Origin of the sequence: Roseibium album (assembly GCF_001404515.1) — a bacterium.
Taxonomy (GTDB): Bacteria; Pseudomonadota; Alphaproteobacteria; order Rhizobiales; family Stappiaceae; genus Roseibium; species Roseibium album.
Genome location: NZ_CXWE01000007.1, coordinates 54,556 through 71,442, shown reverse-complemented (window position 1 = coordinate 71,442; position 16,887 = coordinate 54,556). Strand labels below are relative to the sequence as shown.

At 55.9% G+C, this 16,887-nt stretch carries 13 protein-coding genes; 6 read left to right on the top strand and 7 right to left on the bottom strand.

Annotation, left to right across the window (positions count from 1 at the left end; translation table 11 throughout):
* Positions 1-31 precede the first annotated feature (31 nt).
* The 4 genes from LA5095_RS22760 (at position 32) to LA5095_RS22745 (ending at position 4,985) form a co-directional block, all read left to right on the top strand.
* The gene (locus LA5095_RS22760) at positions 32-1,213 is read left to right on the top strand and encodes a lytic murein transglycosylase (RefSeq protein ID WP_055119740.1); all 1,182 of its coding nucleotides are present in this window, start codon (positions 32-34) and stop codon (positions 1,211-1,213) included.
* A gap of 125 nt (positions 1,214-1,338) precedes the next feature.
* On the top strand, positions 1,339-3,366 hold the full coding sequence (locus LA5095_RS22755; protein WP_055119180.1) for a putative bifunctional diguanylate cyclase/phosphodiesterase: 2,028 nt from the start codon (positions 1,339-1,341) through the stop codon (positions 3,364-3,366).
* Positions 3,367-3,605: 239 nt separating this feature from the next.
* Positions 3,606-4,217: a hypothetical protein gene (locus tag LA5095_RS22750; protein ID WP_144436114.1), complete on the top strand. Its 612-nt coding sequence runs from the start codon at positions 3,606-3,608 to the stop codon at positions 4,215-4,217.
* A gap of 147 nt (positions 4,218-4,364) precedes the next feature.
* A complete protein-coding gene (locus LA5095_RS22745; RefSeq protein ID WP_055119175.1) occupies positions 4,365-4,985 on the top strand; it encodes a hypothetical protein in 621 nt (206 codons plus the stop codon).
* A 9-nt stretch (positions 4,986-4,994) separates the two neighbouring features.
* Here LA5095_RS22745 and LA5095_RS22740 read toward each other — a convergent pair whose 3' ends face one another.
* From LA5095_RS22740 to LA5095_RS22710, 7 genes are all read right to left on the bottom strand, one after another.
* On the bottom strand, positions 4,995-6,626 hold the full coding sequence (locus LA5095_RS22740) for an ABC transporter ATP-binding protein (RefSeq protein ID WP_055119173.1): 1,632 nt from the start codon (positions 6,624-6,626) through the stop codon (positions 4,995-4,997).
* 10 nt (positions 6,627-6,636) lie between these two features.
* Positions 6,637-7,740 carry an ABC transporter permease gene (locus LA5095_RS22735; RefSeq protein WP_208992845.1) on the bottom strand — a complete coding sequence of 368 codons (1,104 nt, stop codon included), beginning with the start codon at positions 7,738-7,740 and terminating at the stop codon, positions 6,637-6,639.
* Positions 7,741-7,833: 93 nt separating this feature from the next.
* On the bottom strand, positions 7,834-8,955 hold the full coding sequence (locus LA5095_RS22730; protein ID WP_055119169.1) for a microcin C ABC transporter permease YejB: 1,122 nt from the start codon (positions 8,953-8,955) through the stop codon (positions 7,834-7,836).
* Positions 8,956-9,015: 60 nt separating this feature from the next.
* Positions 9,016-10,908: an extracellular solute-binding protein gene (locus tag LA5095_RS22725; RefSeq protein WP_055119167.1), complete on the bottom strand. Its 1,893-nt coding sequence runs from the start codon at positions 10,906-10,908 to the stop codon at positions 9,016-9,018.
* Entirely contained in the window at positions 10,905-12,785 is a 1,881-nt protein-coding gene (locus tag LA5095_RS22720) for an extracellular solute-binding protein (RefSeq protein WP_055119738.1), read from the bottom strand. Before LA5095_RS22720 ends, LA5095_RS22725 begins: the two co-directional genes overlap by 4 nt.
* Positions 12,786-12,899: 114 nt before the next feature.
* Positions 12,900-14,285 (bottom strand): diguanylate cyclase, encoded by a 1,386-nt coding sequence (locus tag LA5095_RS22715; RefSeq protein WP_208992831.1) that lies wholly within the window; start codon positions 14,283-14,285, stop codon positions 12,900-12,902.
* A 188-nt stretch (positions 14,286-14,473) separates the two neighbouring features.
* Positions 14,474-15,025, bottom strand: a complete 552-nt coding sequence (locus tag LA5095_RS22710) for a c-type cytochrome (RefSeq protein ID WP_055119163.1) — start codon at positions 15,023-15,025, stop codon at positions 14,474-14,476.
* A gap of 186 nt (positions 15,026-15,211) precedes the next feature.
* On the opposite strand from LA5095_RS22710, the gene LA5095_RS22705 reads away from it, so the two are divergent.
* Together LA5095_RS22705 and LA5095_RS22700 are read left to right on the top strand one after the other, a co-directional pair.
* Positions 15,212-15,958: a 3-deoxy-manno-octulosonate cytidylyltransferase gene (locus LA5095_RS22705; protein ID WP_055119162.1), complete on the top strand. Its 747-nt coding sequence runs from the start codon at positions 15,212-15,214 to the stop codon at positions 15,956-15,958.
* 29 nt (positions 15,959-15,987) lie between these two features.
* Positions 15,988-16,878, top strand: a complete 891-nt coding sequence (locus tag LA5095_RS22700) for a prephenate dehydratase (protein ID WP_055119736.1) — start codon at positions 15,988-15,990, stop codon at positions 16,876-16,878.
* The last annotated feature ends 9 nt before the right edge of the window (positions 16,879-16,887 follow it).

Genomic DNA, 16,887 nt, shown 5'->3' with positions numbered 1-16,887 from the left:
GATCCGTGGTCTGACGTTTGTCCTTGCCGCAATGCTGATTGCATTCATCTCCCAGCCGGAACCTGCAAACGCCGGAAAGTACGATGCCCAGTTCCGGCAGTTCCTGAATTCCGACGTTATCCCTGCCGCGCGACGGGCGGGTGTCTCGCAAGCAACTCTTGACCGGGAACTCGCCGGCCTTACGCCCGATACATCGCTTCCCGGCCTTGTCGGCCCCGGCGGCAAGGGCGCGCCTCCCAAAATCAACTTCCAGGCGGAATTCCGTTCACCCCAGCGCTATTTCCGGAACAGCCAGTTCAACTCTCTTGTACCCGGCGGCCGCCGCCTCATGAAGAAACACGCTGCAACGCTGAAAAAGATAGAAGCCCGGTATGGTGTCCCCAAGCGCATCATTCTGGCGATCTGGGCGCGGGAGTCCGGCTACGGCGGCGCCAAAATTCCACATGACGCCCTCCGCGTCCTGGCCACTCAGGCCTTCATGGGTCAGCGCGCCGATTTCTTCAAGGGCGAACTGATCGCCGCGCTGAAGATCCTGCAAAAGGGCGACGTGTCGCGCCGCACGATGAAGAGTTCCTGGGGCGGTGCCATGGGACAACCCCAGTTTCTGCCCTCTTCCTATCTGAAATACGCTGTCGATTTCGATGGCGACGGCAAGCGCAATATCTGGACATCGGAAGTCGATACAATGGCCTCGATTGCCAACTACCTTTCTGAACATGGCTGGGTAAAAGGACGCGACTGGGGCTATGAGGTCTTTTTGCCGGAAACCCTGTCCTGCACGCGTGAAGGACCGGACAATCGCCAGAAGATCTCGGCCTTCGTCAAGGAAGGCGTGAAGCGGGTCAGCGGCAAGCCGTTTCCGAGCCAGGAGCTCGGCCAGCCAGGCAATGTACTCCTGCCCGCAGGCCGCTACGGCCCGGCGTTCATAGCGACCGAAAACTTCTATGTTCTGAAGGAGTACAACGAGAGCGACACCTACGCGCTCTTTGTCGGTCACCTTGCGGACCGATACAGCGGCAACAAGGCCTTCGTGGCCGACTGGAAACCGATGAAGGACACGACAAGGGGAGCGGTACGCAACCTGCAGGTCCGTCTTGAAGGACTTGGCCATGACGTCGGCGGTGCTGACGGCCTGATCGGCTTCAAGACTCGTCGTTCAATCGGCAAGGACCAGGAGAAGAATGGATTCTTCGCGACGTGTTGGGTCGGGTGACTGGATCGATCAAAGTAATTTCCATGCTGCCCTGACAAAAGGCATGCTTACTTTTCAATCATTTGGTAATTCAGAATATGTAGTGTGCGGTAATCTGCTCCAAACATCTGCGATACGGGATGTCAATGAGACAATTACGGCAACAGTCCCTTGGGTCCGCCGCGCTCGTATTTGCCGGAGCACTCATTCTTGCACTTTCATTCTTTGCCGTTTCCCTGTGGGAGTTCAGCCGCACTGAAGCTGATGATCGTGCCCGGATCGTCCAGCTTTCCGAAGCCTTCGTGAAACAATATGCAAATTCTCACTCTGAGGGAATGCCGCTACCGGCAGCGTTCCGCCGCATGGGACTGGAGAATTTTCTGCAATCAAGGCTGGGAGACACAACGCACGCTCCCATGAAAATACGGGTCCCCGGTCTTCCGGGTCGCGAGCTTGGCTTCAGCGAAACCAGCCCTCATGTTGCAGAACAAATTTCGCAGATTGCCAGGCACAACGATGCGGCCATCCACGAAGAACTTCGTTTCGAAAACTCGAAAGTCATAGGCCGATCCATCTTCCCGACATTCGCCTCGTCGGAGGTTTGTGTTTCCTGCCACAACCGTGAACTCGGTGAAGACGTCTACCAGGCCGGAGACGTCATGGGGGCATTTGTCGTCGAATCCGACCTCACGGGTTATGTCGCCAGAAGCCTTGCCTATTCTGGCGTTGCATTCGGCCTCCTGATACTTGGCTACCAGTTGCTCGCAATCCGCGAAAACCGTCGAACCCGCTCGATTGTAGAACTTGAAGGCCAGGTCAAGCTGGAACGGCAAAGGCGGGAAGCCGAGGCTCATTCAAATTTCGTGCTGTCGCACGATTCGCTCACCGGTCTTGCCAGACGTTCGGTATTCATGGACAGGCTTCAGGCGTTGTGCTCGGAGCATCTTGAAACCGGGTTCTTTCTTGCGCTGGTCGATCTAGACGATTTCAAATCCATCAACGACACAATGGGCCACGATGCAGGGGATGCATTGCTGGTTGCCGTTGGAACGCGACTAAGGCAAATCGCTGTCGAAAGCGGCGGCCTGGCCGCGCGCTTCGGAGGCGATGAGTTCGCTTTGATTGTCCCGCAGTCCGATCAGTTTCCCTCCATGCAGTCTCTCGGATCGAGAATCGTCGAATTCTTGCGCTGTGAAGTGAACCACAACGGATTCTCAATCCATCCCAGCTGCTCGGTCGGCCTCTCGGCTTGCGGCATGGGATACCTTGAGGACACGACCGGATTGCTGAAATATGCCGACGCGGCGCTTTATGCGGCGAAAGACGGCGGCAAGAATCAATACTGCCAATTCAATGATCATATCCTCAGGGACCTGAACCGGCGTACCCTCATAACAAAAGCTCTTGCACAGGCGATCCAGCACGACGAGTTGCAGGTCGCATTTCAGCCAAAAATCTGTCTTGCCAGTGGAAGGCCCGTCGAACTTGAGGCCCTTGCCCGGTGGGATCTGGATTCAAAATGCGTGTCTCCAAGCGAATTCGTCAGGGTCGCGGAAGAAACCGGCTCCATTCTCGACCTGGACCTCGCCACTCTCACGAAGGGCGCCCGTTTCGCCGCGACTGCCTCCAGCCAGATCTGTGCCCCTGTCAGGATCAGCTCGAATGTCTCTGCGCTTGGTTTCCGCTCGCCTCACATAGCCGAGAAGATTGTCCAGTGCCTGAAACAGGCCGGCCTGCCTCCAAACCACCTGACGATCGAAGTCACCGAAAGTGTTCTTGTGGAAAATGTTGCTTCCGCGAACGAAAGCCTGAGCCGTCTGCGGGCCAGTGGCGTCCGCGTCGCACTCGACGATTTCGGGGTCGGGTATTCTTCGCTGCGCTATCTGCAACAGCTGGTCTTCGACGAAATCAAGATCGACCGGTCGTTCTTGCAGGACATCACCACAGACAACGAAAAGCACTTTTTGTTCCTGAAAATTGTCGAGATGGCAAAAGGCCTGAACAAGGAAGTTGTCGTTGAGGGCATTGAGACTCGCGCTCAACTCGACCTGGCCCAACTGACCGGAGCAAGATTGGGTCAAGGCTACTTTTTCTCAGAACCGATGGGTCAGGAAGAATGTCTTGACTATCTGCAACGATCGATCGGTCAACAGACCCGTTCCCAGCTTGGCTGAAGCCTGCCGGTGCCTTCAAGACGGACCAGTCAGTTGATGGCTCCGACCAGGTTCTGACTGATCGGGTCATGGCCTCGCGAATGGTCAACGAAAACCCTGCAACATTCCGGTTTTGAATGACCGAGCCGGCTCCCGCACTCGGCACTAGTATTTGATTTCGCGATTTTAAAACTTTTTGCTTTTAATTATTATTGTTTTACGATAATTAATCACTATCGATCAAAGATAGAGAATTCCAGATGCTTAAATTGATGTTTCAGCGTGCGACACGGTCGGCGCGCACCGGATCCCTGTTGATTGCCGCAAGCCTTGCTGTTCTTTTTGCGTCTCCGGTTCACAGCAGCGAACTGGACAAATTCAATCCCGCAACGACTGACCCCGAACTGTTCCGGATTGCGGTCCGCCATTCAGAACGACTCAAGGTTCCCGAAAAGGGGGTCAAAATGCTGGTTGTGATGACGGACAGAAAAAATGGCCGTGTCCTCAAAGAGAAGAAAGTCTTTTTGCAAAAGACGACGGCCACAGCAGACGCTGCGAAGTTGGCAAACAGCCAGAATGGATTGGTTTCGATCTACCGGATACCGGACCGCCAGATCAGCAAGATAAGGGCGCTGCAGGCAAAATTCCTGACATTGCCCGAAACGCGCCGGGACGAAATCGCCGGGTCGCTGTCCATCGACGTTACCGGCTGCAAGCTCGACCCGGACGATACCGGTCAAATGTTGATTTCCACTTTCCTGAAGTCTTCCGAGTTTTCAGACTTTGTTGCTCTTGCGACGGATTATGACCTGCGCAACGTGCCGTCAGGCGACCTGGCGACGAATGCCGACCCGGTTCGACCCTGCCGCTGATCCACACAATTCAGTCCCGACTGACCGTCCAGGCAATCAGAAACACGGACGAACCTGTTTTGCCAACGTATCCCGGCGAATTTCAGCGCCTGAAGAAACACCCAACCACGGATTCGATCAATGCCTTTCCCGCATTCAAAGACCAGAATGGTCCTCAGGATCCTTCTGCTGCTTCCCCTCCTGGGACTTTTGGCTGCGGCCTGCAGTCATGTTCCGTTGGCCACCATGGTCAAATTGAGAGATTTCGATCTGCTCAAGACCGACCCGGACGGCATTCGTGTGGCGGTCCGATATCCAGACAGTATCAATATTCCCGAGGGCGCCGCCGGAATGCACCTTACGGTCAGGACGAAATCAGACGGCGTGCTGGTGCTGGAGGAAAAAGTCGCTTTCGAGGAAATGTTATCAAATGCAGAAAAGGCAGAACTCGGCGCGGAACTAAAAGACGGCACGCGGATCGGCATTTACCGGATTCCGCCTGAAAACATCGCGTTTTTCAGAAGCTTCCAGGAGTTCATGCTATCGAAGTCAAAAGCAGAACGCGAAACGATGGAAGGAAACATGTCGGTCAGCGTGTCAGGATGCCGTGTCTCCCGGCAAATGCCGGGAAAAATTCCGGTGAGCACTTATCTGAAGACGTCAGAACTCGGCAGCTATGTTCCGTTGATGCGGGATGTTGACCTGGTGGAAGTCATGGCCGATGCACCAGACGCAGACACACCGGGTCTCCTCCCTTGTGACAAACCGGAACTGCCGGAGATGAATTGAACGATGGTGTCAGGCGTTCACCACGCCTTCCGGAGCAGTTTCCAGACGGAATGCGGCTGCCATCAGGGCCTTGGTATAGTCGGTCTGCGGCGCGTCGAAAATCTGTTCCGAGGGACCGGACTCCACGACCTTGCCCTGCCGCATCACGATCACTTCGTTGGCAAGGGCACGCACCACCTTGAGATCGTGCGAGATGAACAGATAAGCAAGGCCATGCGCTTTCTGAAGGTCCCTGAGCAGATCGACGACCTGGGCCTGCACGCTCATGTCGAGCGCAGAGGTGGGTTCATCCAGCATCACGAATTTCGGCTCCAGAACCATGGCGCGTGCGATCGAAATGCGCTGACGCTGGCCACCGGAAAATTCATGCGGATATCGATTGCGGGTCGACGCGTCCAGTCCAACTTCCTCAAGTGTTGAGGCAACCTTGCGGTCCCGTTCTTCAGCAGAAATACGCGGAAAATGCACCTTGAGACCTTCGCCGACAATATCGGCGACCGACATGCGGGGCGAGAGCGCTCCGAACGGGTCCTGAAACACGATTTGCATGTCGCGCCGCAGGGGGCGCATCTCCTTCCAGGAATTTTCCTGGATGTCCTGACCGCTGAAGGAAATACGGCCGGTCGAGGAAATCATCCTAAGGATGGCAAGGCCGAGTGTCGTCTTGCCGGACCCGCTTTCGCCGACAATGCCGAGAGTCTGGCCCTGCCTCACCTTCACATCGATGCCGTCGACCGCCTTGATGTGATCGACTGTCTTGCGCAACAGTCCCCGCTTGACCGGAAACCAGACCTTCAAATCATCCGCCTGCACAACGATCGGTTTGGAATTGTCTGTTGCCGGCGGCTCGCCTTTCGGCTCAGCGGCAAGCAGGTGTTTCGTGTAATCGTGTTGCGGGCGCTCGAAAATGTCGGCGACCGGCCCCTGTTCGACGATCTTGCCGTCGGTCATGACACAGACGCGGTCCGAGAACTTCCTCACGATGCCCAGGTCGTGCGTGATGAACAGCATGGCCATGCCCTGCTGGCGCTGGATCTGCTTCAGAAGCTCCAGGATCTGCGCCTGGACGGTAACGTCGAGCGCCGTTGTCGGTTCATCGGCAATCAGGAGTTCCGGCTCATTGGCGAGCGCCATCGCAATCATGACGCGTTGACGCTGACCGCCGGAAAGCTGGTGCGGAAACGACTTGAGTCTCTTTTCCGGTTCGCGGATGCCGACCTGGTTGAGCAACTCCAGCACCCGCTGACGCGCCTGCGTCTCACCCATGCCACGGTGTATCTTCAGGATTTCCGATATCTGCCGTTCGACCGAATGAAGCGGATTGAGCGATGTCATCGGTTCCTGAAAAATCATCGAAACAGCGTTGCCGCGGATCTTGCGCATTTCGCTGTCATCTGCCTTCAGCATATCCTGACCGTTCATCAGGATTTCACCTGTGGGGTGTGAGGCCGAGGGATAGGGAAGCAGTTTCAGGACCGAAAGTGCGGTCACGGACTTTCCGGATCCGCTTTCACCGACAAGAGCAACTGTTTCGCCTTTTTTGATATCGAAGGAAATCCGGTCGACTGCCAGCGTTTTTTCGTCGCCCTGGGTAAAGGCGACCGACAGGTCTTTTACGGAAATGAGGGCCTTGTCAGTCATGTTCACCCTCTCAAGCCAACGTTTTGCGTGGGTCGAACGCATCGCGCACGGCCTCACCGATAAAGATCAGCAGACTGAGCATCAAGGAGATCACCACAAATCCGGAAATGCCTAACCAGGGTGCGCTCAGGTTGTTCTTGCCCTGTGCCATCATTTCGCCGAGGGATGCCGAACCCGCCGGAAGGCCGAATCCGAGAAAGTCGAGTGCGGTCAGCGTGGAGATCGATCCATTCAAAATGAAGGGCATGAAGGTGAGCGTTGCGACCATGGCGTTGGGCAACAGATGTCGCCACATGATGACCGGGTTGGAGACACCCAGTGCACGCGCCGCCGCAATATATTCGAAGTTTCTTCCCCTGAGGAATTCAGCCCGAACGACACCAACAAGCGCAACCCAGGAAAACGCCAGCAGGATCAGGAACAGGGTCCAGAACCCGGGTATGAAAAACGAGGATACGATCATGATCAGGTAAAGGGAGGGCACTGCGGTCCAGATTTCGATGAATCGCTGCGAGAGAAGGTCAATCAGGCCGCCGTAGTAGCCCTGTACCGCACCTGCCGCGATGCCGATGACCGATGATGCGAGTGTCAGGACAAGCCCGAAGAGAACCGACACCCTGAATCCGTAGATCACACGGGCCAGCACATCACGCGCCTGGTCATCCGTTCCAAGCCAGTTCCAGTTTCCGATGATGCAGTTCGGATCATCAACGCCCAGCGGGTACTGCTTGCAGCGGGTTTCCTTGTCCATCGTCCAGGACGGAGGCGTTGGCGCCGTGGTGGGTATTTCCCGATTGACGGTTCTGTAGTTGTAGCGCACCGGCGGCCAGATCATCCAGCCGTCCTCGTTGATCAGGTCCTGGATAAAGGGATCCCGATAGTCGGTCACCGCCAATGCCAGCTCGTCGTCATAAAACCTGTCTTCGGGGTAGTCGATCACGGTCGGGAACAGGAAATCGCCCTTGAAATAGACCAGCACCGGCCGATCATTCGCCAGAAAGTCCGCAAAAAGCGTCAGGACGAACAGGACCAGAAAAATCCAAAGCGACCAGTAGCCGCGCTTGTTTGCCTTGAAGTTTGCCAGACGCCGCTGGTTGATGGGCGACATGCGCATCTTCACCGGTGGCGGAACCGTTTCCTCCGGCAAGGGATTGTAGACATCGTATCCGGCGGTTTCCAACTCGTCGCGAGCTTGCGAATCCATGGATCAGACCTCCCTGCTCTCAAAGTCGATCCGGGGATCGATCCAGGTGTAGGTGAGGTCTGAAATCAGACCGATGACCAGGGCCATCAGACCGAAGATATAGGCGATCGCAAAAACCACCGCGTAATCCCGACCCAGGACGGACTCAAACCCGAGAAGACCGAGCCCATCCAGCGCGAAGACCGTCTCGATCAACAGGGAACCGGCAAAGAAGGCTGAGATAAATGCCCCCGGAAAACCGGCGACGATGATCAGCATGGCATTTCTGAAGACGTGGCCGTAGAGAACCTGTTTTTCCGTCAGCCCCTTGGCGCGCGCCGTGACCACATATTGCTTTCTGATTTCATCAAGAAACGAGTTTTTCGTCAAAAGGGTCGTCGTTGCGAAAGCGGAAAGTACCATCGCGGTCAATGGCAGCACCAGATGCCACAGATAGTCCACGATCCGCTCGGGCCAGGACAGTTCCGACCAATTGTCGGATACAAGCCCTCTTAGCGGGAATATGTCCCAGAAGGTTCCTCCGGCGAACAGAACGATCAGCAGGATCGCAAAAAGGAAGCCGGGAATAGCGTATCCCACAACGATCACGCCCGATGTCCAGACATCGAAGCGCGATCCGTCACTCACCGCCTTTCGAATGCCGAGCGGGATGGAAACGATGTAGGAAATGAAAGTGATCCATAGGCCAAGGGACACCGAAACCGGGAGCTTTTCCTTGATCAGGTCTAGAATGTCTATGTCCCGGAAGTAGCTCTCACCGAAGTCGAAACGGGCATAATTCCAGAGCATGGTCAAAAAACGCTCCAGAGGTGGCTTGTCGAACCCGAATTGCTTTTCAAGCTGCGCGATGAACTCCGGGTCAAGGCCTTGCGCGCCACGGTATTTTGACGTGACGCTGTCAGCCGCCGAGCCTGACCCACCCGAGGCATCATTGCCGGTACCGGCAAAATCGCTGCCTCCGCCGCCAATTCGCGAACTGGCAGATACGTCTGTTCCCTGCAATTGCGCGATGACACGTTCGACCGGACCGCCGGGAGCGAATTGGATAATCACGAAATTGACCGCCATGATCCCGACCAGCGTCGGTATCATCAACAGCAATCGGCGAAGGATATAGGCGCCCATGGGGTTTGTGCGTTCCCTTTTCTTTGGCCTTCTGAAGCGGGCTCAGGTCATCCTGGAAGATTAACCGGCTTTGCCGAGTTTTTCCGCTTTTTCCTGATCTATCCACCACAGATCTTCTACGGGAAAATCGTAGCGTGGCGGCTCGGCGGGATATCCGAACATATCCCACAAGGCGACCGTGTGGATCGGTTTGGTCCATTGCGGCACCCAGTAGTGTCCGGATCTGAGCACGCGATCGAGCGCTCTGGCCGCAACGTTCATGTCCTCGCGCGTCTGCGCTTCGAGCGCCTTGTCCAGAAGCGCGTCGATCACCGGATCGGAGATCCCGGCAATGTTACTGGTTCCCGGTATCTTCGCCGCTTCCGATCCCCAAAATGTCCTGATCGTCTCCGACAGCGTCGGTGTCAGCGAATACCGGCGCGAACAGATGTCGAAATCGTAGTCGTTCAGGCGAGACTGGTATTGGGCCGCATCAACGAGCCGGAACGTAGCCTTGATCCCCAGTCTTTCGAGGTTCTTGATGTATGGCAGTATGATGCGTTTGAATGACGGCGAGTTGTTCAGGAACTCGATGGTCAACTGGGTGCCGTCAGGTCCGATCAACTCACTGCCCTGCCGTTCAAAACCCGCCTGCTTGAACAACCTGCCGGCTTCACGCAGCAGGCTTCGGTCACTTCCCGAACCGTTGCTGACCGGCTGAATGTAGGGCTCGCCGAAAACGCTTTCAGGGAGCTGATCGCGAAATGGATCCAAGAGCTTCAGCTCTTGCGGTCCAGGCATTCCTTCCGCCTTCATCTCGGAATTTTCAAAGAATGACTGTGTCCGCTGATAGACACCAAAGAACAGGTTCTTGTTCGACCACTCGAAATCGAAAGCGTAGCTGAGCGCACGCCGGACATCCGGATCCTTGAATTTTTCGCGCCGCGTGTTGATGAACCATCCTTGTGCACCGGAGGGGCGACCGTCGGGAAACTCCCGTTTGACGACGCGGCCTTCCTCAAAAGCGGGAAAATTGTATTCGGACGCCCAGATCTTCGAAAAGAACTCTTCTCGGTAGTTCATCTCGCCTTTCTTGAAGGCTTCGAAGGACACCTGGCGATCGCGGTAGAAATCTATGCGGACGATGTCGAAATTCTTCTGGCCCTTCAGGACCGGCAGGTCGTTGCCCCAATAGTCGGGAAAGCGCTGATACTCGACATAGCGGCCGACAGCGTGTTTGCCGACCTTGTAGGCGCCTGACGACAGCGGAGCCGTCAGGGTACTCTGGCTGAAGTCGTAACGCGTATAATATCTCTTGGAGAATATGGGCAAGGCAGCCACGAAAAGCGGCATCTGGCGCGACTGATTTCCGGTGAAATGAACTGCCACACGGTGCTCGTCCAGAACCTCCGTATCCTGAAGCTCCTGAATGTTCTGACTGATCTGGGGATGCCCGTCTCCCTTCAGCAACATCAGCGAAAACGCGACATCCTCGGCGGTCAGCTTGGAGCCATCATGAAATCTGGCTTCAGGCCGCAGGTTGAATATGTAGGTGTTTCCGTCTTCGGAAATCTCGACGGTTTCGGCGACCAGTCCGTACATTGCGTCCGGCTCGTCGAACGCGCGCACCATGAGTGTGTCGAAACACAGTTCCATGCGCGGCGGCGCATCGCCTTTGAGGATAAAGGAATTGAAGGTGTTGTAGGTCAGAGGATTCTGATTGTATCCCCATGACGGCGCCGTAAAGATGAATTTTCCACCTTGCGGGGCTTCCGGGTTGGCATAGTCGAAATGGGTGAAATCCGGAGCGTATTTCAGATCACCGAACACGGAGAGACCGTGACGGGCCTGACCGGTCTCGGTTCCGGATGCCAGCCGGGTCACACCTGGCACGAACGGGACGGAGGCGGCAACGGCGGCAGCTCCGGTCAGTTTCAGGAGTTGCCGGCGCGAGGGCGTAGACGTGTTGCTCATCTGGCTGCTCCCGTCTTGTCGGCCAACGCCTGATCGTACCACCATATTGCCGGGAACCCTGTGCTGAATTCCGGCATTTCCTCCGGGTGACCGAAGCGGTTCCAGCGGGCTGTCCTGGTTTCATCGGTGTAGAACTGAGGTACCAGATAGTGGTTCCACAGGAGCACCCGGTCCAATGCATGGGTCGCCGCGACAAGCGTCTCGCGATCCTCGGCAAAGATGATCTTGTCGATCAGATGATCCACCGCCGGGTTCTTGATGCCCATGTAGTTTGCCGAGCTCGGATTGTCGGCTGCTTCCGTTCCCCAGTATTCACGCTGCTCGTTGCCGGGCGACAGCGACTGACCGATTGCAAGTGTCGTGGCATCGAAATCCCGGCTGCGAATGCGGTTGATGAATTGCGACGGATCGACAATGCGCAGGATCGGCTTCACCCCGATCGCTTCCAGGTTCTTGGCGTAAGGCAACAATGTGCGCTCGGCTCCCTTGTCGCGATAGAGAAACTCGATGCTTAGCTGTTCACCTGTCGCCGGATCGATCATCTTGCGATCTTTCAGCTCGTACCCGGCCTTGCGGAACAGATTGACGGCCTCGCGCAGATTGGTTCTGACCTTGCGCGGATCGCCGCCAATCGGGTTCTTGAACTCCTCGGTAAAGACTTCAGGCGGAACCTGGTCCCTGACTTCCTCGAGAATTTCCAGCTCCTTGCCCTCAGGCAATCCTGAAGAGGCAAGTTCCGTTCCGGAAAAATAGGAATTGATTCGCTTCAGAAGGTTTGCAGAGACGATCTTGTTTGTGGTTTCGAAATCGTAGGCATAGTTCAGTGCCCGGCGAACGTCCGGATCTCGAAATTTGTCGCGGCGCAGGTTCAGGAAGAAGCCCTGCATGACACCGGAGGATTTGTCCGGAAAAACTTCCTTGACCACCCGGCCATCCTCGATCGCAGGAAAGTTGTAGCGTTTTGCCCATTGGCTGGAACTGCGCTCGACATGATAGTCGTACTGATCGCCCTTGAAGGCTTCAAACTGAACAGAATCGTCGAGAAAAACGATATAGCGAAGCTCGTCGAAGTTGCCGGTTCCGACCCTGATTGGCAGATCCTTGCCCCAATAGTCCTCGACCCGTTCATAGGTCACGCTTCTGTTCGGGGAAAAGTCTTTGATCCGGTACTGGCCAGACCCGAGAGGCGCTTCAAGGGATCCTTTGGAAATATCGCGCTTTTCACCCTTTTCATTTGTACCCTCCCACCAGTGTTTCGGCAGAATGAACAGTTGCCCCATGATCTTCGGCAGTTCCCGATTGCCGATTGTGTCGAACGTGAACCTGACAACACTGTCACCAACAGGTTCGGCACTTGTCACGTTTTGGAAATAAAACTTTCTTTGCGGGTTGAGTTCTATCCATTTTTCGAACGACCAGATCACGTCTTCGGCCGTCACAGGCTCGCCATCGTGCCATTTGGCCTCGGGATTCAGCCGATATTCCACCCATGAATAGTCGTCCGGAAACCTGACGGCATCTGCAAGCGCGCCGTATTGGGCGCTGATGTCGTCTTCATCCAGAGAGGGCTCCATAAGGTTCTCGTAAATATTCTGGATGCCGGGAGCGATGTTTCCCTTGGGTGGAACGATGTTAAACGTGTCAAACCCGCCTCGGCTGGCAAGGCGCACCGACCCAGCCTTGGGTGCTTCGGGGTTGACGTAATCGAAATGTGGAACGTCGGCTGCGTATTTGGGAGTACCGTTCAGGGCCGATGCATGATGCCATTCAGGCTCTTCCGCTTTTGCCGGCAAAGCGGCCAGGGCCGTGACAGATAAAACACCCGCGAAAACTGCTATTGCAGCCGTCGCTTTCCATGCGCGCCGTCCAATCACTATCGGTTTCTCCGTGCCGTTCCATCTCACTGCCCCCAAATTTATAGGGCCGCTTTGAGACCAGTGTAGGGACCGGTCGGTCAAACGTCACGTGCTGGTTTCCATTATGACAGAAATTTAACCGGCTTGGGGAACGCCGTCTTCGCGAATGTCAGCTGATGCCTGCTTGGATTTGGCCTTCTGAGCATACATGCGTCCGTCTGCTACACGCAGCAGATCCTCGACTGTCATCGCGTCCTTTGGAAAGCTGGCACTTCCGATGCTCGCCCTGACGTCAATGAAGGTCCCCGAGAACTCGAAATCCTTTGAAACGCGCTCCGACAAGCGTGTCACAAAAGCCTCCCTTTCAAGCCGCCGCATGCTCCCGGGGGTCAGGACGATAAATTCATCACCGCCAACTCTTGCAACGGTATCATATTGCCGTGTCTGGCTCTGCAACCGGTCACCGACCGCTATCAGGAGCTGATCACCAACCGAGTGGCCATAGTTGTCGTTGACCGGCTTGAAAGCATCCAGGTCCACGTAAAATATCTCGAATCCGACACCGGATCGCTCACACATGGCCGCAAGTTGATACATGCGCTCTTCGAGAAGGCGCCTGTTGGCAAGTCCAGTCAGCGGATCATGCAGTGCCATTGATCTGACCTTGTAGATTTCACTGATCAGAAGGAATGCCATTACACCGAATATCAACGAGATCAGACTGCCGACAAACTGTGTGATCCACACCTGCTTGCCCGTACTCGACCAGCCTTCCTTCGGGTAGCCCAGAAGTTTCCAGTTCAGTCCTCCGGGCAGAAACAGCGGCAGTGAAACAAAATCCGTTCCTTCGGGCGGCAGATTTCCGAACAGAACCTTTGAGGCCGCGTCACCTGCGTCCCCATCAACGATGGACAAGCTGGTTCCGTTTACCACCGCATTGATGCCCGAGGCCTGCATCAGCGTTTCTTCGTCGAGAGCGAGCGTGGCAACACCCCAATAGCTGCGATCCTTCAGAGGCTGGTCCGCAAATGCCGCGGGATAGACCGGTATCCGTATCAGGAGCGCGCGGCCGCCCTGCACAAGCTGCAACGGGCCGCTGATTACGGTTTCTCTTGAATTCATGGCCCGTTCGACCGCCGGCCACTGCGAAGCGTTCGACCGATAATCCAGGCCAAGCGCTGCCTGGTTCGGCTCCATCGGGTATACAGCCCGGACAATATTGCCCGGAGCCAGCCCAATCGACCTGATCGCGGGATTTTCCGCGAACAGTTCATTGGCGATATTCTGATAGTCAGCGGGCACAAAAGGCCTGTCATTGAACTCTGCAAGGAAAGCCCTGAACCCCAGGCCATGCGCAACAATGCGGCTGATTTCACCTTCCAGCCGCGCTCGCGCCTCGGACAATTCGGTCCTGACGGTCTGCTTGTGCTGGGAAACAAGTTCGTTGCGAACCAGAAGACCGACATGTGCGGTGACGGCTATGCCTGTCAGAAAACAAATGATCGCTACAACGGAGGCCACCCAGGCTCCATTGGACGTGAATGCAAATTTTCCCGTCAGCCGTCTGCCCATATGGCCCCTGTCCGACGTCAGCCGAGACGTCACCCTACTACGGAACCCGAACTTCGTTAAATTTTCTTATAATCCAAACAAAAAGCCGGGCTATTCACCCGGCTTTCCAGATTATTCGCAGGCATTCAACCGGCTTGCTATTCCGCCGGCAGCGGCTTCGGCGCGCCTGATTGCTCCCTGAGATAGGCAATCATGTTGGCACGGTCTTCAGGTTTGCGAAGTCCGGCAAAACCCATCGACGTGCCATTTATGTACTTTTTCGGCGCTGCCAGAAAGTTGTCCAGGGACTCGTATGTCCATTCGGCATTTTCATCACCGTAAGCGGTCATGGCCGAGGAATAACGGAAACCCTCGTGGCCACCAGGCTTGCGACCCACGATGTCCCAAAGGGCCGGACCGACCCTGTTGGCACCGCCATCATCAAACGTGTGACATGCGGTGCATTTCTTTGCAACGTTCGCACCGTCCGTGGCGGACGCAGCGATCAAGCGCTCTGAAATCGGCACGACGTCAGGTTCTGCTTCCACAGTCGACGTTGCATCCGGTGAAGACTCCAGCACGATCTCGTAGCCCGGCTTGCCGGGGATCGTCGGGTGAAAGATGATGTCGGATACGATCCCAACACCCATTGTCAGAATAAGAACCATCAGAACCGCACCAGCGGCCTTGTTCAGCGTGAAGGAATCCATTCTCTCCGGCTCCAAGCTCATACGCGCCCGGGCCCGCAGCCATGGCAACGGACCCTATCAGCTTCTATAAAGTCGCCGGAACCTACAAATTTTTTGACCTTGCTGTCCATAGCTTTAAAAGGACAACAGATACGACAAACGGACGCGGCAGGTCTTTTTCACACGAAATACAGTCTGACCGGCCAAATGGAGACCCGATTGACTTCAGCACTGGTGATAATTCCAGCACGACTTGCAGCTTCGCGCCTGCCACGGAAAATTCTTGCCGACATCTGCGGAAAACCAATGATCGTGCGCGTTCTCGAGCAAGCGCAACAATCCGATATCGGCCCGGTAGCGGTTGCCTGCGATGACAAGGAGATCGCAGATGCCGTCATGGATCATGGTGGCCGGGCTGTCATGACCAGAACCGATCACGTTTCAGGTTCTGACCGTATTCAGGAGGCTGCCGACCTTCTGGATCCGGAAAACCGCTTCGACGTCATCCTGAATGTGCAGGGTGATGTGCCGCTCATCGAGCCGAATGCGATTCGCGCCGCCTTCGTCCCGCTGGCAATACCGGACGTCTCGATTGGCACGATAATGACCGAAATTACCGATCCGAGGTTCCGGCAGGACCCCAGTTTCGTGAAGGCCGTCACGACACCCAACGGTCAAGGACAACACAAGGCGCTCTATTTCACGCGCACAACGGCGCCGGGCGGCGACGGTCCACTCTTCCAGCACGTCGGGATCTACGCCTATCGCAGAACCGCGCTCGACCGTTTCGTGAAACTTGCCCCGTCGCCACTCGAGCTTCGCGAGAAGCTGGAACAGTTGCGCGCTCTTGAAGCGGGGATGCGGATTGACGTGTCAGTCATTGACAGCGCCCCCATGGATGTGAACACACCTGAAGACCTGGAACGTGCCCGTGCGGCCTACCAGACCCTATGAACCAGATTGCCGAAAATGCGAACAGATCGATGACAGACAGAAAGAGAATAGTATTTCAGGGAGAAACCGGGGCCAATTCCCACATGGCCTGCCGCAGCGTTTACCCCGACTATGAGGCGATCCCCTGTGCCACCTTCGAAGACTGCTTTTCCTCAATGGCGGACGGTTCGGCAGATCTTGCCATGATTCCGATCGAAAACTCGGTTGCCGGTCGCGTTGCCGATATTCACCACCTTCTCCCCAAGTCTAATCTGCACATTATCGGCGAATATTTCATGCCGATTCGCTTTCAGCTCATGGCGACCAGCGGAACGAACCTGGAAACGCTTGAAAAAGTCCAGAGCCACATCCATGCACTCGGACAGTGCCGGAACATCATTCGGGAACTTGGCCTGAAGGCCGTCGTCGGAGGTGATACGGCAGGATCTGCCCGCCAGGTCGCGGAACTCGACGATCCGACAGTGGCTGCGCTCGCCCCCGAAATGGCGGCGGAAATCTATGGCCTTGATATCTTGCGCAGGGACGTTGAGGACGCGGCTCACAACACGACCCGCTTCGTGATCCTGTCGCGTGAAAAGCTCGAAGCAGCACATAACGGTCAATCGGTCATCACGACATTCATCTTCCGAGTTCGCAACGTACCGGCTGCGCTCTACAAGGCACTCGGAGGATTTGCGACCAACGGCGTCAACATGACCAAACTGGAATCCTACCAGCTGGAAGGACAGTTTTTCGCTTCCATGTTCTATGCCGACGTGGAAGGTCACCCCGAAGACCCTGCGGTGAGCCTTGCAATGGAAGAACTTGCCTTCTTCTGCGCCGAACTCAACGTTCTCGGCGTCTACCGTGCCAGTCCGTTCCGCGACAAGATCAAGGAACCGGAAGCCAATCGCGCCCTGCGACCCAATCCCCATTCCTGAGACTGCACC

Coding starts and splice junctions, on each gene's coding strand:
- LA5095_RS22750 (WP_144436114.1), top strand. CDS start 3,606: ATGCTTAAATTGATGTTTCAGCGTGCGACACGGTCGGCGCGCACCGGA.
- LA5095_RS22740 (WP_055119173.1), bottom strand. CDS start 6,626: ATGACTGACAAGGCCCTCATTTCCGTAAAAGACCTGTCGGTCGCCTTT.
- LA5095_RS22755 (WP_055119180.1), top strand. CDS start 1,339: ATGAGACAATTACGGCAACAGTCCCTTGGGTCCGCCGCGCTCGTATTT.
- LA5095_RS22730 (WP_055119169.1), bottom strand. CDS start 8,955: ATGGGCGCCTATATCCTTCGCCGATTGCTGTTGATGATACCGACGCTG.
- LA5095_RS22705 (WP_055119162.1), top strand. CDS start 15,212: ATGGAGACCCGATTGACTTCAGCACTGGTGATAATTCCAGCACGACTT.
- LA5095_RS22710 (WP_055119163.1), bottom strand. CDS start 15,025: ATGGATTCCTTCACGCTGAACAAGGCCGCTGGTGCGGTTCTGATGGTT.
- LA5095_RS22700 (WP_055119736.1), top strand. CDS start 15,988: ATGACAGACAGAAAGAGAATAGTATTTCAGGGAGAAACCGGGGCCAAT.
- LA5095_RS22760 (WP_055119740.1), top strand. CDS start 32: ATGCTGATTGCATTCATCTCCCAGCCGGAACCTGCAAACGCCGGAAAG.
- LA5095_RS22725 (WP_055119167.1), bottom strand. CDS start 10,908: ATGAGCAACACGTCTACGCCCTCGCGCCGGCAACTCCTGAAACTGACC.
- LA5095_RS22735 (WP_208992845.1), bottom strand. CDS start 7,740: ATGCGCATGTCGCCCATCAACCAGCGGCGTCTGGCAAACTTCAAGGCA.
- LA5095_RS22745 (WP_055119175.1), top strand. CDS start 4,365: ATGGTCCTCAGGATCCTTCTGCTGCTTCCCCTCCTGGGACTTTTGGCT.